General features: G+C 73.5%; 14 protein-coding genes. 8 read left to right on the forward strand and 6 right to left on the reverse strand.

From position 1 onward, the window contains the following. The first annotated feature begins 21 nt into the window (after nt 1–21). Both ACWDD9_RS25205 and ACWDD9_RS25210 read left to right on the forward strand, forming a co-directional pair. On the forward strand, nt 22–1,686 hold the full coding sequence (locus ACWDD9_RS25205; protein WP_449812769.1) for a phytoene desaturase family protein: 1,665 nt from the start codon (nt 22–24) through the stop codon (nt 1,684–1,686). Further along, nucleotides 1,683–2,738 (forward strand): MDR family NADP-dependent oxidoreductase, encoded by a 1,056-nt coding sequence (locus tag ACWDD9_RS25210; RefSeq protein ID WP_074005954.1) that lies wholly within the window; start codon nt 1,683–1,685, stop codon nt 2,736–2,738. Before ACWDD9_RS25205 ends, ACWDD9_RS25210 begins: the two co-directional genes overlap by 4 nt. Nucleotides 2,739–2,796: 58 nt before the next feature. On the opposite strand, the gene ACWDD9_RS25215 is transcribed toward ACWDD9_RS25210, so the two are convergent. From ACWDD9_RS25215 to ACWDD9_RS25225, 3 genes are all read right to left on the reverse strand, one after another. Continuing rightward, nucleotides 2,797–4,182 (reverse strand): hypothetical protein, encoded by a 1,386-nt coding sequence (locus tag ACWDD9_RS25215; protein WP_449812713.1) that lies wholly within the window; start codon nt 4,180–4,182, stop codon nt 2,797–2,799. 142 nt (nt 4,183–4,324) lie between these two features. Beyond that, nucleotides 4,325–5,542, reverse strand: coding sequence for a threonine synthase (locus tag ACWDD9_RS25220; protein WP_449812714.1), 1,218 nt, complete (start codon nt 5,540–5,542; stop codon nt 4,325–4,327). Between the two features lie 120 nt (nt 5,543–5,662). Then, on the reverse strand, nt 5,663–6,217 hold the full coding sequence (locus ACWDD9_RS25225; protein WP_074005987.1) for a YceI family protein: 555 nt from the start codon (nt 6,215–6,217) through the stop codon (nt 5,663–5,665). A gap of 175 nt (nt 6,218–6,392) precedes the next feature. Here ACWDD9_RS25225 and ACWDD9_RS25230 point away from each other — a divergent pair, with 175 nt between their 5' ends. Beyond that, a complete protein-coding gene (locus tag ACWDD9_RS25230; RefSeq protein ID WP_049650907.1) occupies nt 6,393–6,695 on the forward strand; it encodes a hypothetical protein in 303 nt (100 codons plus the stop codon). 42 nt (nt 6,696–6,737) lie between these two features. Here the strand turns inward: ACWDD9_RS25230 and ACWDD9_RS25235 are convergent, their stop codons facing one another. Beyond that, the gene (locus ACWDD9_RS25235) at nt 6,738–9,554 is read right to left on the reverse strand and encodes a penicillin acylase family protein (RefSeq protein WP_449812715.1); all 2,817 of its coding nucleotides are present in this window, start codon (nt 9,552–9,554) and stop codon (nt 6,738–6,740) included. Between the two features lie 193 nt (nt 9,555–9,747). After that, on the reverse strand, nt 9,748–10,761 hold the full coding sequence (locus tag ACWDD9_RS25240) for a zinc-binding dehydrogenase (protein ID WP_074005951.1): 1,014 nt from the start codon (nt 10,759–10,761) through the stop codon (nt 9,748–9,750). A 99-nt stretch (nt 10,762–10,860) separates the two neighbouring features. Here ACWDD9_RS25240 and ACWDD9_RS25245 point away from each other — a divergent pair, with 99 nt between their 5' ends. The 4 genes from ACWDD9_RS25245 (at nt 10,861) to ACWDD9_RS25260 (ending at nt 12,758) form a co-directional block, all read left to right on the forward strand. Then, a complete protein-coding gene (locus ACWDD9_RS25245) occupies nt 10,861–11,523 on the forward strand; it encodes a TetR/AcrR family transcriptional regulator (protein WP_074005950.1) in 663 nt (220 codons plus the stop codon). Nucleotides 11,524–11,644: 121 nt separating this feature from the next. Next, entirely contained in the window at nt 11,645–12,001 is a 357-nt protein-coding gene (locus ACWDD9_RS25250) for a zinc ribbon domain-containing protein YjdM (RefSeq protein ID WP_117486841.1), read from the forward strand. A gap of 152 nt (nt 12,002–12,153) precedes the next feature. Further along, nucleotides 12,154–12,306: a hypothetical protein gene (locus ACWDD9_RS25255; protein ID WP_158077791.1), complete on the forward strand. Its 153-nt coding sequence runs from the start codon at nt 12,154–12,156 to the stop codon at nt 12,304–12,306. Then, nucleotides 12,306–12,758: a MarR family winged helix-turn-helix transcriptional regulator gene (locus ACWDD9_RS25260; RefSeq protein WP_117486839.1), complete on the forward strand. Its 453-nt coding sequence runs from the start codon at nt 12,306–12,308 to the stop codon at nt 12,756–12,758. The genes ACWDD9_RS25255 and ACWDD9_RS25260 overlap by 1 nt, the downstream gene beginning before the upstream one ends. Nucleotides 12,759–12,875: 117 nt before the next feature. Here the strand turns inward: ACWDD9_RS25260 and ACWDD9_RS25265 are convergent, their stop codons facing one another. Next, on the reverse strand, nt 12,876–13,838 hold the full coding sequence (locus tag ACWDD9_RS25265) for an ABC transporter substrate-binding protein (RefSeq protein WP_449812716.1): 963 nt from the start codon (nt 13,836–13,838) through the stop codon (nt 12,876–12,878). A 90-nt stretch (nt 13,839–13,928) separates the two neighbouring features. On the opposite strand from ACWDD9_RS25265, the gene ACWDD9_RS25270 reads away from it, so the two are divergent. After that, on the forward strand, nt 13,929–14,927 hold the full coding sequence (locus tag ACWDD9_RS25270; protein ID WP_079272857.1) for a FecCD family ABC transporter permease: 999 nt from the start codon (nt 13,929–13,931) through the stop codon (nt 14,925–14,927). The last annotated feature ends 10 nt before the right edge of the window (nt 14,928–14,937 follow it).

Below are 14,937 nucleotides of genomic sequence, written 5' to 3' on the forward strand. Positions count from 1 at the left end.
ACCAGCGGCGGCCGGCAGAGCATGGTCATCATCGGCGGCGGGCTCGGCGGGCTCTCCACCGGCTGCTTCGCGCAGATGAACGGCTACCGCACCCGGATCCTGGAGATGCACGAGATCCCCGGCGGCTGCTGCACCGGTTGGGACCGCGGCGAGTTCACCTTCGACTGCTGCATCAGCTGGCTGCTGGGCAGCGGTCCGGGCAACGAGATGCACCAGATCTGGCTCGAACTCGGCGCGCTGCAGGGCAAGCGGATGCGCAACTTCGACGTCTTCAACGTGGTGCGCACCCGGGACGGCCGGGCGGTCTACTTCTACTCCGACCCGGACCGGCTGGAGGCCCACCTGCTGGAGCTGGCCCCGGAGGACGCCCGGCAGATCCGGCAGTTCTGCGGCGGGCTGCGCAAGTTCCGCCTGGCGCTGGCCCGTTACCCCTTCCTCAAGCCGGTCGGGCTGATGGGGCGGTGGGAGCGGACGCGGATGCTGGCCTCCTTCCTGCCGTACTTCAACGTGATCCGGCGCTCGATCACGGTGCTGATGAGCGACTACTCGGCGAAGTTCCGCAGCCCGCTGCTGCGCGAGGCGTTCAACTTCATCCTGTACGAGAAGCACCCCAACTTCCCGGTGCTGCCCAACTACTTCCAACTCGCCTGCCACGCCGGGCAGTCGGCCGGGGTGCCGGAGGGCGGCTCGCTGGGGCTGGCCACCTCGATCGAGCAGCGCTACCGGCGGCTGGGCGGCGAGATCACGTACAACACCAAGGTGACCGGGATCCTGATCGAGGACGACCGGGCGGTGGGGGTGCGGCTGAGCGACGGCCAGGAGGTGCGGGCGGACATCGTGGTGGCCGCCTGCGACGGGCGGACGACCATGATGGACCTGCTCAAGGGCCGCTACCTGAGCGACACCTACCGCCGGCTGTACACCCAGACCATCACCGAGCCGGGCATGGTCTTCCCCGGCTACGTGACCGTCTTCCTCGGCCTGCGCCGGCCCTTCCCGGCCGGGGACCCCTGCACCACCTACCTGCTGGAGGACGAGGTCGCCGAGCGGCTCACCGGCATCCGGCATCCGAGCATCAACGTCCAGTTCCGCAGCCGCCACTACCCGGAGCTGTCGCCCGCCGACACCACCGTGGTGTACGCCAGCTACTTCTGCGACATCGCGCCCTGGCGGGAGCTGAGCACCGGGCCGGAGCAGGAGCCCCGGGTGCGGCGCGGCGAGGAACTTCACACCCTGCCGGTCGGCCGGGGGCGGGAGTACCAGCGGGCGAAGCGCCGGGTGCGCGACACCATCGTCGAGTACCTGGACGGCCACCACCCCGGGCTGCGGGACGCGGTGGCGGTCAAGGACGTCTCCACCCCCCTCACCCAGGTCCGCTACACCGGGAACTACAACGGGACGGTGCTGGGCTGGCAGCCCTTCGTGGAGAGCGGCGAGACCCTGGAGGAGGAGGTCAAGCGCAACGGCCCGGGGCTGCCCGGCCTCGCGAACTTCTACCTCTCCGGGGTCTGGGCGACGACCGGCGGGCTGATCCGGGCGGCGGCGGCCGGCCGGCACGTCGTCCAGTTCATCTGCCGGGACGACGGCAGGCCCTTCAGGGCCGAGGTGGACGACAGCGCACCGCCGCCCACCCTGCTCATCGAACCGGTCGGCCCCGCCGACCGCCAGTTTGGAGTCACCTCGTGAGGATCGAGAAGTGGGTCGTGCGGGAGCACGTGGACGGCGTGCCGGACGTCGAGCGGATGTACCGGAAGGTCGTGGAGGAGGTGGACGTCCGGCTCGCGGCGGACGAGATGCTGCTGCGCACCCGGTACGTCTCGGTCGACCCGTACCTCCAGGGCATCGCGCTGGACACGCCGATCGGCGACCACATGGGCGCGGACTCGATCATGGAGGTGGTGGAGGCCGGGCCCGCCGCGCGCTTCGGCGTCGGCGACCTGGTGCAGGGCTTCGGCGGCTGGCGCAGCCACCTGGTCAGCACCGGCGCGCCGAGCTTCTGGCAGACCGGGACCTTCCCGATGGTCTTCCCGGCCTTCCGCCGGCTGGACCCCGCCGACTACGGCGATGACCTGCCGCTGACCACCGCGCTCGGCATCCTGGGCGGGCCCGGGATGACGGCCTGGGGGACGGTGGAGAAGTTCCTCGACGTGCGCCCCGGGTCGACGGTGCTGGTCAGCGGGGCCTCCGGGGCGGTCGGCTCGCTGGTCGGGCAGCTGGCCAGGCACCGGGGCGCCCGGGTGATCGGCACCACGGCCTCGCCGGAGAAGGCGGAGCGGCTGTGGGAGCTGGGCTTCGAGGGGGTGCTGCTGTACCGCGACGGCGACGCGCCGGAGCGGCTGCGGAAGGAGTTGGCCGAGCTGGCGCCGGAGGGCATCGACCGGTACTTCGACAGCCTCGGCGGGGCGCTCACCGACGTGGTCTTCGGGATGCTCGCGGTGGAGAGCCGGGTGGCCGTCTGCTGGCAGTGGGGGAGCCAGGTCGGCGGGGACTGGGCGGGGCCGCGGCTGCTGCCGATGATCATGTTCCCGCGCACCACGATCCGCGGCATCTTCTCGCTGGAGTGGTTCACCGAGGAGAACTGGGCCGCGCTGCGGCGGGACCTTGGCGCACTGGTCCGTAGCGGGGAGCTGGCGTACCAGGAGACGCTGCACCGGGGGTTCGACAGCATCCCGGCGGCCTACCGCGGCCTCTACCTGGACCGTTCGGCGAACCGGGGGAAGGTGCTGGTCGAGCTCTGAGCGGACGGATGTGCGGCAGGGCCCTTCGGCGGATGTGCCGAAGGGCCCTGGCGCGCGGTCAGCCCAGGGTGAACCAGGTGCTGCGGGACTTCTTCCACTCGGGGTGGGTGAGGTCCTTGGCGGCGGTGCCGTCGTTGTAGAGGTCGGCGGAGCCGTCGTCGGTGATCAGCTGGGCGCGGGCGCCGGGGGCGTCCAGGTCCGGGACGTCCGTGACGGCCTCCCAGGCGCCGTAGTCGCTGGTCGGCAGGTCGATCAGCTTGGTCGGCTTGGAACCGGGCTGCCCGTTCCAGCGGTAGAGCGCGTACGGGGCGGAGTTGTCCTCGGCGGACCAGGAGCCGGCCACGATCAGGTACTGGCCGAGGTCGTTGCGGCGGATGTCGCGGACGGACAGCCCGCCGAGGTCCAGCTCGACCGGATCGCCGAAGGTCGCGTGCGCGGCCGAACCGTTCACCAGGGACGGGAGGTTGGTGACCGGGACGAGCAGCGCCCGGCCGCCGGTGACGGCCGGCGTGAGCGGCGCGCGGAAGCCGATGTAGGCGGTGCTGGTGCTGCCGGGGGCGAACTCCAGGCCCTCGACGTTGAAGCCGTCGATCTGCTTGGGCGCCTGGCCGTCGGCGGCACCGGCCGCGAAGCCGTAGCGCTTGCCGTGGGCGTCGTCCCAGGAGATCAGGTCGTCGCGCAGGCCGTGGTACGAGCCGGCCAGGGACAGCTGGGTGTCGGCGCCGGAACCGGTGACGGTGGTGGCGAAGACGGTGTGCCGGTCGGGCTTGACCACGCCGTCCTTGTTGTTGCCGAGCGAGCCGGTCCAGTAGATGGTGTTGCCGACCCGGGTGGCGGCCTCGATGTCGATCTCCTTGGAGACGCCGAGGGCCGAGTTGAAGTCCCAGGTGCGGACCGGCGCACCGGAGTTGTTGCGGTCGTACAGGCGCAGGGTGTTGGACTCGTCGTCGCCGACCACGATGAAGCCGCCGCCCGCGTCCACGGCCGCCGAGGCGTCGCTGGAGCCGGTCAGGTAGCGGCTGGTCGCCGAGGACTGGACGGCGGGGGAGGCGGCGTAGTGCAGGGTGCGGGTGGCGCTCTTGCCGCCGAGGCCGGTGACCTTGATGGTGAGGTCGGCGTAGCCGACGCCCTGGGCGGCGACCGCCAGGGTGCGGGCGCCGCCGGTGCCGCTCACCGTCACGTCGCCGGTGCGGGCGACGGCGCTGCGGGTGGTCGCCGAGGCGGCGACGGTCAGCGCCGAGGCCGCGGCGCCGGACTGGGCGACCGTCACCGTCACGGTCGGGTCGCCGGTGGCGCCGACGGCGCCGGACAGGTACCCGGCCGAGAAGGTGATCGTCGGGGTGCCGTACGAGGCGGCGCCCGCCGGGAGGGCGGGCAGGGCGAGCACGGGCACCGCCGCGACGGCGACGGCGAGCGGCAGCAGGCGGCGGAGGGAACGCGACACGGTGGCTACCCTTCGGCAGGAGGCGGGAGTTGACGGAGGGTGCAAGCCTGCTGGCGCTCGGCGAACACCGACCCTACGGCGACCTTACGAGCAGGGACGGGCAGGCGAACAGCACGCCTCGCGGCGGTGAAGCACCGTGCGTTCAGCCGGTGATGCCGGCCGCCCGCAGGCGGCGCTCGACCGCGTCCCAGTCGGGGGCGACCGGCTCGGTCCTGCGGGTGCCGACGCCCTTGTCCTTGAAGCCGCTGGAGGTCGACACGCAGACCACCGGGCCGCCGGAGAGGTCCGGCTCGCCGAGGCTGCGCAGCCCGGCCAGACCGGCCGCCGCGGACAGCTCCGTCCACAGCCCCGCCCGGGCCAGCTCCCGCTGGGCGTCGGCGAGTTGGCCGTCGTCCAGGGTCAGCGCCCGGCCGCCGCTGGAGCGGACCGCGAGCACGCCCCGGTAGCCGCTGACCGGGGAGGTGATCGAATAGGCGTCGCTCGGGCCGACCGTCACATGGGTGGCGGGCAGGCCGTCGGCGATCGCCCGGGCGAGCGGACCGGAGGCGGCCGTCTCACAGGAGTGGATGCGCGGCACCCCGGCGGTCAGGCCCAGCCGGTGCAGTTCGACGAATCCCTTCCAGACGCCGAACAGCAGCTCGCCGTAGCCGGTCGGGACGAACACCGCGCTCGGCAGGCCGACGTCCTGGAAGATCTCGTACGCGACGGTCTTGTAGCCCTCGGGGCCGTACGCGTGCCCGGTGTGAGTGGTGGTCAGGTTGCTGACCGGGTGCAGGCCCAGCCGGTCCACCACCTGGCGCAGCAGCGGCCAGCGGGCCTCCCACGGTACCGGGAGCACCACCGCGCCGTAGGCGTTGAGGAAGGCGTCGACGTTCGGCGGCGTGTCCGGGCCGGTGAACACCACGCAGGGCAGCCCGGCGCGGGCGGCGTAGGCGGCGGCCGAGGCGCCGTGGTTGCCGGAGGAGGCGACCGCGAGGCCCGGCGCGCCGGCGCCCACGGCGGCGCTGGTGGTGCAGCGGTTCAGCCGGTCCTTGTGGCTCCAGGTGGGGTTGCGGGACTCGTCCTTGACGTACACCCCGGGCGAGACCTCCACCAGCGGGGTGGCGCCCTCGCCCAGGCCCGGCGCGAGCAGCGGTGGCAGCAGCGGGGCCCAGCGCTCCAGGCCGCCGCGCACCGGGGCGGGGGCGAACAGGCCCGCCGGGTCGGCCTTGTCGTAGGCGTAGTCGACCTCGACGGGGTAGGAGACGTCCTCGGTGCTGGTGCGCGGGCAGCCGGCGGTGAGCGGGGGCCAGAGCGGGTAGTCGAGGGCGGGGTCGCCGAGGGAGCGCTGGCCGGTCGCGAGGGAGTCTTCTGTTGGCATGCCAGGAGACTAGCCGGGCGGCCGCCCCGCGGTCCGGCGGTTCGGCGGGCCGCGGCGCGAACCCGTTCGTGGGGGACCGGTTCCGGCTGTTCCGGGCGTTCCGGGCGGGGCGGGTCCGGATCAGGCGCTCTGGCGGACCGCGGAGATGTCGAACTCCAGGACGACCTTGTCGCCGACCAGGACGCCGCCGCCCTCCAGCGCCGCGTTCCAGGTGACGCCGTACTCCTTGCGGCTGATGGTGACCGAGCCCTCCAGGCCCACCCGGAGGTTGCCGTACGGGTCGACGGCGTTGCCGGTGTACTCGAAGTCGATGGTGACCGGGCGGGTGGTGTCCTTGATGGTGAGGTCGCCGGTGACCCGGAAGTCGCTGTCGGAGCGCGCCTCGACCGCGGTGGAGCGGAAGGTGATGTCGGGGAACGTGGGGGCGTCCAGGAAGTCGTTGGTGCGCAGGTGCTGGTCGCGCTGCTCCACGCCGGTGTCGATGCTCTCGGCCTTGATCACCACCTGGCCGGAGGAACGGGACGGGTCGGCGCCGTCCAGGTGGGCGGTGCCCTCGAACTGGTGGAAAGCGCCCCGGACCTTGGTCACCATGGCGTGGCGGGCGACGAAGCCGATCCGGGTGTGGGTGGGGTCGAGGACGTAGTCGCCGGTGAGCTCGGAGAGGTTGGCGGTCATGGTCGGCATGCCTCCTGGTGCGGGTCCCGGGTCTCGGCCCGGGGCTGGTCGGGCGGTCCCCGGACCACGCTAGGGGCAGTTCCCGCGGGTCGCGCGTCGGGCTGGGCCTAAGTGGGGCACGGGGTGGGAAGGCTCGCGGGGTACGCCGGAGGAACGGGGAGACGAGGGGGCCGGATTGGACAGCGGGATACGGGCGATGGTCGACGCGGTCGGCGAGGCGGAGCGGCAGGTGCGGGAGAACGCGCTGCCGAAGGCGCGGGACAGCGCCCGCGAGAGGGTCCCGGAGAAGGAGGAGGCGGCGCTGCTGGGTGCGCTCGCCGGGCTGGTGGAGAGCATCGGGGAGCTGGCGGGCGCGGTCGGCGGCCGGGTGACGAACCGGGACACGGCCAGGACGTACACGGTCGCGGGCAGGCGGCTGCGGAGCGAGGCCGGCAACCTGCGGGGCGACGAGGACGAGACCGCGGCGCGGTCCAGGTGACCGGCCGCCGGTGCCCCCGGCCGGGGGCACCGGCGGTGTCGCTCAGCGGTGGCTCGGGAACTGCACCACCTGCTGGTAGGTCGGGCGGTTCTGCCAGGTGGTCTTGGCGTCCGTCACGCCGCCCAGCGGGCGCTGGATGATCGTGTCGGCGCACCACTGGTCGCCGGCCGCGCAGTCCGCGTCGCCCGGGTAGACCTGGGCCGGCGTCCGGGCGGCGGCCTGCTTCAGGGTGGTCAGCAGGACGGCGCGGCAGGCCGCGAGGTCGCCGCCGCCGCAGAACGGCCGGGCCAGCGGGCCGGCCACCCGGTCGCCGAGGACGGCGCGCAGGTCCTTGTCCAGGTAGCTCCACCAGCCGTACTGGAAGGCCGAACCCTTGTGCGGGATGGCCTCGTTGGCGCTCACCGGGCCGCCGCCGGGGCCGGTCTGCCCGCCCGAGGGGGACTCGTTGATCTGGAGGGCGCCGGTCAGCGCGCCGAACAGCGGGTCGCCGAGGCCCGGCCGCATGACGCCCTCGGCGACCAGCGGCCACCAGGCGTCCATCACCCGGATCGCGGTGGCGTCCGCGTAGCCGTGGCTGCCCGGTGAAGTCTCCTTCCGCTGCCCTCCGTTGGCGAGCCAGGCCTCCAACTGCTGCAGGGCGGTGAGGGTGGCCTGGTCGGTGACGGGCGCGCTGCGCAGCACGCGGATCAGGTCGGGCAGCACGTCCTCGGCTCGCAGGTCGGCCAGGGCGGCGCCCTCCATGGCCTGGGTGAGCGAGACCCGGCTCACCTTGCCGCCGTTCCCGAGCAGGGACTTGACCCGGTCGTCCAGCAGGTTGCCGCGGTGCACCGAGCCGTTGCCGAAGCCGGCCGAGGTGTAGCCGTTCGCCTGCTTGTTGTTCCAGGAGATGTAGTAGTCCTGGTTGACGGACTGCGGGTGCTCGGCCGCCGGGGTGTACCGGGCGGTGTTGGCGACGGGGTCGAAGTCGGCCCATTCGTAGGCGGGTTGGGCCTTCACGGGGAGCCCGGGGTCGACGCCGGGGGCGCGGACCGGGTTGCTGCCGGAGTTGTAGTACGCGATGTCGCGCGAGTCGGCGTAGAACCAGTTGAAGGTGTAGTTGATGTCCTGCGCCGCCTGCTGGAACCCCGCAGCGTCGTGCACCGCGCCGGGGTCGTTCAACTCCTGGAAGCCGATGATGGATTCGGCCTCGTGCCGGTAGGTGGAGCGCAGCGAGGTGAAGGCGACGGGTGCGCCGCCGACCGTGCCGCGGGCGGTGACCAGGCCGTACCGGGAGCGGTTCATCACCAGGGTGTAGGACCCGGCCGGGGTGGAGTCGGCGGTGGTCGGGTTCCAGGCGTTCTTGCGTTCCAGCCGGTCGAAGGGCAGGCACTGGCCGTGCCAGCTATAGGAGTTGGCGGCGGTGGTGACCGGGGAGCCGTCGGTGGTGCAGAGCGGGACGGCATAGGTGTCGGTGATGTCCTGCCCGGCCGAGGTGGCGCTCCAGGCGTAGTCCTGGCCGCGGCCGAGCTGCACGTAGAAGCTCAGGCCGGCGAAGGCGGCGCCGCGTGCGCTGATCCCGGGGCCCTGGATCTCCTCCAGCATCAGCAGTTGCGGGGCGAAGTAGCCGGTCTGCGGGCCGAACACGGCCACCGGGTGGCCGTCGTCGGTGCGGGCGCCGGAGACCAGCAGGGCGTTGGACATGCCGTGCCGGGCGGTGAGCAGGTTGCCGGGCAGGACGCCGTTCGCCGCGGTGGTGGCGGAGTCGGCGGAGCCGGTGGCGTCGTACACGACCCGCTCGGGCACCACCGAGCCGGGGTCGGGCAGCGCCTCGCCCTGCGGGTGGTCGGGGACGGTGGCGTACGGGAAGCTCTGCCCGTCGTGCAGGGTCTGGACGGCCTCCGGGTCGTCCGCCTCGCGCAGCGACGCCCAGACCGCGTCCCCGGCGTCCTTGCCGTACCGGGCCTCGGCGGCCGACTTGACCTGGGCGGAGGCCAGTTCACCACCGCCGCCGGAGCCGAACAGGGCGCCGACCACGGAGGCGAGGGCGACCAGGTCGGTCAGCTTGAACGGTTCGATCGAGCCGGCGTTGGTGATCGGGTCGATGTGCCCGGTGAGGTCGTACTCGCCCGGGAAGGTGCGGGCGTTGTAGGACTCCTTGGCGTACTGGTTGACGCCGTCGAGGTAGGCGTTGGCGTCGGCGAGGGCCTGGGTGGCCCGGCCGCCGCGGGCGGCGATGGTGTCGATCTGCTGCTGGAGCTCGGCCTCGGTGTACGGGGCGGCCTGCCAGAAGGTCTGCTCCAGCTGGCGGTTGGCGGCGGCGCCGCCCGCGAAGCCGGACAGCTGGCCGCGGCCGACGTGCCGGAAGAGGTCCATCACCCAGAGCCGGTCCTGGGCGGCGGCGTAGCCCGCGCCGAACTCGGTGCCGTAGCGGGTGGTGCCGGTGATGTGCGGGACGCCGGTGGCCTTGTCGCGCACGATGGCGACGTCCGGGCGCGGGCTGGTGGTGCTGGCCACCTGGTCGGCGGGGACGCCGAAGGAGGCGTCGTTGAAGAAGTCGCGCAGCTTGGCCTCGGTCAGGCCGGGGTAGCCGGAGGCGAGGGAGGCGTAGGGGCCGAGCTGGTCGTCGGTGTGCGCGGGGCGGGTGCCGAAGGCCCGGTTGAGCAGGATGTCGGCGAGGGTGGCGTTGCCGTTCTCGCCGGGCGGCAGGATGTCGGCGCAGTGGCCGCCGCAGTAGTCGTTGGCGGCGGCGGTCGCGGGGGCCGGCGCGGCGGCGGTGGGGGTGGTGGTGAGGGCGGCGGTGACGAGCAGGGCCGAGGCGAGGGCGGTGGCCGGGAGTCGGAGGGAGCGGGGGCGGGGGCGTTGGTGTTGGCGTGACCGCAAGGCGGACTCCTCCGTCGAAGTCTCACGGAAGAGTCGACGGTAGGGGTGCTACTGGCCGGTTGGCTAGTGGCGTGCATGCCATTTCCCGTACGGGGGAGCGGAGTTGGCCGTCCGCGGGTCGGTCGGGAAGGAACGGCGCCGCACCTGCCGGGCTCAGTCCGGAGGTGCGGCGCCGGGTCGGTGGCGCGTCGGGTCAGGGCTTGAGCACCAGGCGGATCGGGTCGCCCTCCTTGTGCTCCAGCGCCTCGACCGCACGGGCCGCCTCGGCCAGCGGGAAGGTGCCGCTCACCGAGCGGGAGAACTCCAGCCGGCCGCCGCGGACCAGGTTGACCAGGTCGACGACGTCCTGGCCCTCGGAGCCGTAGTGGCCGCGGATCTGCTGGCGCAGGTAGCTGACCAGGGTGCCGTTGGTGACGGTCAGCGGCTTGTTGGTGAGGCCGACCAGTACCAGGCGGCCGTGCTCGCCGAGGGTGGCCATGGCCTGCTCGCGCACCGGGGCGACCCCGGCGAAGTCGAAGGCGACGGACAGCGGGCGGCCGCCGGTGGCCTCGCGCAGCAGCCCGGCGAAGCCCGGGTCGGCCGGGTCGAGGGCGGCGTCGGCGCCGAAGGCCAGGGCGCGCTCGCGGGCGGCCGGCAGCGGGTCGACGGCGACGATCGGGAAGGCGCCGATCGCCCGCAGCAGCTGCACGCCGTGGGCGCCGAGGCCGCCGACGCCCCAGACGCCGACCGCCTCGGCCGGGCGTACGGCGCCGGTGGCGGTGATCGCGGCCCAGGGGGTGGAGACCGCGTCGGGGATGAAGCAGGCCTGCTCGAAGGGGAGTTCGTCCGGTATCGGCACCAGGGTGGTGGCGGTGGCGAGGGCGTACTCGGCCCAGCCGCCGTCGTAGTCCACGCCGCGGGTGTGCACGACGCCGTCGCGGGTCTCGCCGGCCTGCAGCAGCACCCGGTCGCCGACGGCCGTACCGGTCACGCCCTCGCCGAGGGTGTGCACGGTGCCCGCGACCTCGTGGCCGAGGGTGACCTTGTCGCCCTTGAGGTAGAGCGGCTTGAGCATGCCCTCGATCAGGTGGACGTCGGAGAGGCAGACGCCGGCGGCCTCCACCTTGATCAGCACCTCGCCCGGGCCGGGGGCCGGGACGGGGACCTCCTCCACGGCGAAGGCGCCCTTCGCGACGTCGAGCCGGCCGGCGAGCATCGTGGCGGTCATCGGGACTTCCCTTCTCACGGGGGCGGCGGGTCGGGGGAGTGCCCGCCGCTCCGGAAGTTACTTGTTATTCAACAAGCAAGTTCACACTAGCATGGTGGCATGTCTACGCACGATGAGGACCGAACCGGTGGGGCGGGGGCGCTCCGGGAGGCGCCGGCGCGCCGCACCCAGGCCGAGCGGCGCGCCCGGGCCGAGTCCGCGCTGATCGCCGCCGCCGCCCGGCTGATCGCCGAGCACGGCAGCACCGGGGTCACGCTGGCCAGGGTGGGCGAGGAGGCGGGCTTCAGTCGGGGCCTGGCCACCCACTACTTCGGCTCCAAGGCCGCGCTGCTGGCGCGACTGCAGGAGGCGGCGCTGGCCGAGGCGATGGCGTCGGCCGCACCGGCGCGCAGCGGGGCGGGGGCCGCCGACGAGCTGTGCGGGTTCGCGCGCGGCTGCCTGGAGGGCGTCCGCAACCCGACCGACCTGGGCCGGGCCTTCGTGGTGCTGGGGGCCGAGGCGCTCGCCGGGGCCTCGGAGCTGACCGGCGCGGTGGCGGAGCTGGACGCCCGGACCCGGGCGTGGACGGCCGAGGTGGTCGGGCAGGGGCAGCGGGACGGGGAGGTGCGTCCCGGTGTGGACCCGGTGGCCTTCGCGCCGGCCTTCGTCGGGCTGCTCAAGGGGCTGGTGGTGCAGGCCGCGGCCGCGCCGGAGGCCTTCGACGTGGGGGCGGCGGTCGCGGAGTCCGAGCGCTGGATCCGGCTCGCGCTCACCGCGGGCTGAGGCTGCGGAACGCAGGCGGCCGGGCGGTCCGCGCCGCTGTCGGCCGCTCCGCGCGCAACCCCCGCTGACCTCGCCGTTCGCCGCGCGGACCGGATCCGTACGGCCTGGATATCCTGATCCCATGAGCGACAACCTTCCCCCGTGTCCGCAGTGCTCCAGCGAGTACACCTATGAGATGAACGCCCTCATGGTCTGCCCCGAGTGCGGCCACGAGTGGGTGCCCGGCGGGGCCGACGAGGCCGGAGCGCCGGCCGGCGAGCGCGTGATCAAGGACGCCGTCGGCAACGTGCTGAGCGACGGCGACACCGTGACGGTGGTCAAGGCGCTCAAGGTCAAGGGCAGCGTCTCCGGCATCAAGGCCGGCACCAAGGTGCGCAACATCCGCCTGGTGGACGGCGTCGACGGGCACGACATCGACTGCCGCGTCGAGGGTTTCGGTGCGATGCAGCTCAAGTCCAGCGTGGTGAAGAAGGCCTGACCACGGGCCCGAACGGCCGCGCCCCGCCGGGAGGGACTGACGCTGTTGGTTAATTCGGGGTGGCGTTACTCGGCCCCGCTGAGCATCAGCTCGGCGGGGCCGAGTACTGCGAAGTGGCTGGTGCGGGTGCGGGCTCGTGGTGTTTCGGTGAGGTGGGCGTCGATGCGAGCGAGATTGATCGCAGCGCCGGTACGCTCACTTCCGGCCGCTGGGCCCGGGCGACGGCCGAACGCGCGGCGCAGCGGCTCGCCGCCGAGGAGGCGGCCGAGGAAGCCGAGCGGACGAAGGGGATGGTGGACGCCTGATGGAGCGCCTGGACAGCGGCGGGCACCCGGAGGGGAGCGGGAGCGAGGCCGGAGCGGCGGCCCGGGTCTGGCAGGGGATGAACGCCCTCGTGCTGGAACGCTACGACCGCCGCAAGAGCGTCGCCGAAGCCCTCGGCATGAGCTTCAGCCGGGTCAGGGCGCTGCGCCGGCTCGTCGCCGGCCCGATCACCCTGCGGGAGCTGGCCGAGCGGCTGGGCGCGGACCCGCCGTACACCAGCGTCATCGTGGACGACCTGGTGCGGCGCGGCCTCGCCGAGCGCATCACCAACCCGGTCGACCGGCGCTCCAAGCTGGTCCACCTCACCGAGGAGGGCGAGGCGAAGGCCGCGATCGCCACCGGGATCCTCAGCACCCCGCCGGACGCGCTGCTCGCGCTGCCGCCGGAGGACATCCGCGTGCTCGACCGGGTGGTGGCGAAGCTGCTGGGCTGAGCCGCCCCTGCCGACCCGTTCGGCGGTGCCGAGCCCGCGGCGGAAGGGCCGTCACCGGATCCGCTCCGGTGACGGCCCTTCAGAACTCCGGGGGGGGGAATTCCCCGGCGGGCGCGGTTACTTCGCGCCGAAGGCCTTCTCGATGTCCTCGACGACCTTCTCCGCCGCGATCGGGCCGGAGCTGCTGCTCCACACCTGGCCGTCGACGCCCATGAGCTGGTTGGTGCCGACGGCCTTGAGGCGGGTGAAGGCCTCCTGCTTGCGGGCGGTCTCCAGGGCCTTCTCGCCCTCGGCGTTCAGGGTGGCGACGAACACCCGGTCGGCGTCGGCCTTGTTGAGGTTCTCCAGGGACAGCGGGTCCGAGTGGGGCTGGGCGCCCAGGCCGTCGGCGATCGGCATGGTGCCGGCGCCGGCCTTCTTCAGCAGGTCGCCGGGCATGTTGGTGGTGTTCATCACGATCGGCCCGTTGGGCATCCAGCGCATCACCACGGCGCTGCCGCTCTTGCCCTCGCCGGCCTTGGCGGCGCGCTTGTCCAGGGCATCCAGCTTGGCGGCCAGGTCGGCCTTGTGGCCGAGCGCGTCGCCGTACACGGCGAGCACCTCGCGCCAGTCGCCGGCCTTGGGGACGATGGTCGGGGCGACCGCCGAGAGCTTGTCGTACTGGGACTTCTCGATGCCGGAGGAGGCCAGGATGAGGTCCGGGGTGGCCTTCAGGATCGCCTCGAGGTTGGGCTCCTTGACCGTGGCGACCAGCGGGATGCTGTCGGCCTTCAGGTAGGCGGGGGCGGTGGTGCCGCCGCGGCTGGAGCTGGTGCCCACCGGGGTGACGCCGAGCGCGAGGGCGGTGTCCAGCGAGGTGTCGCCGAGGGCGATGACCCGCTTGGCCTCGGCCGGGACCTCCACGGCGCCGAAGGCGGTGTCGATGCTGCGCTTGCCGCCATTCGCGGCGGCGGTGGACGAGGAGCCGGAGTCACCCGCGGACCCGCCGGACCCCGAGGAGCCGCACGCGGTCAGGCCCAGGGAGAGGGCGCCGACCACGGCCGCGCCGAGCAGGGTCTTGGTAAAGCGGGTGCCAAGCATGGGTGTTCTCCGAGAAATGGTAGTTTACGGGCGAACCGTTTTTCTGAGGTTAGCCTAACCATACGTAAGGCCCTGACGGGGAGGCCCGGTGTGACATTCCGATCACTCCTGCTGCGCGGACTGCTGCCCGCCGGCGCGATACTGCTGCTCGCCGTACTGGCGAGCCTGCTGCTCGGCGCGGGCGACGTGGGACCGTCACGGGCGCTCTCCACCCTGCTCGGTGACGGCGACTCCGACTCCCGGTTCACCGTGTTCCACCTGCGCGCCCCGCGCACCGCGGTGGCCCTCGCGGTGGGGCTCGCGCTCGGCGTGGCCGGCACCGTCCTCCAGGCCGCCGCCCGCAACCCGCTGGCCGAGCCCGGCCTGCTCGGGGTCAGCACCGGCGCCTCCTTCGCCGTCGTGATCGCGATCGTGCTCGGCGCCAGCGCCGCCAGCGTCGGCCCGTACGTCGCCGTACTGGGCGCCGGCGCCGGCTGCCTGCTGGCACTCGGCGCGGCCCGGCTGCGCGGCACCGGCGACGACCCCGTCCGGCTGGTGCTCGCCGGCGCGGCGCTGAGCGGGCTGATGAACGCCGGCTCCTCCGTGCTGCTGCTCTCCGACGCCCGGGCCGCCGACGAGATCCGGTTCTGGACCATCGGCTCGGTCGCCGGCCGCGGCACCGACCAACTGCTCGCGGTACTGCCGGTCCTGCTGCTCGGCCTGGTGCTGGCGCTGCTCTCCGGCCCGGCGCTGACCGCGCTCAGCCTCGGCGACGACGTCGCCACCGGCCTCGGCCACAAGCCCCGCCGGGCCCGCGCCCTCGCGGTGACCGCCGTCGCCCTGCTGGTCGGCGCCGCCACCGCGATCGCCGGACCGGTCTCCTTCGTCGGCCTGGTGGTGCCCTTCGCCGCCCGGGCCCTGGTCGGCCCGGACCTGCGCCGGCTGCTCGTCGTCTCCGCCCTGCTCGGGCCGGCCGTCGTGCTGCTCGCCGACGTGGCCTCCCGGCTGGTCGCCCGCCCGTACGAGATGCCGCTCGGCGTGATGACCGCCCTGTGCGGCGCCCCCGTGCTGGTCGCCGTCGTCCGCTCGCACCGAATGCCCGCGCTGTGAAGGCCCCTGT

This window comes from Kitasatospora sp. NPDC001119 (assembly GCF_053598475.1).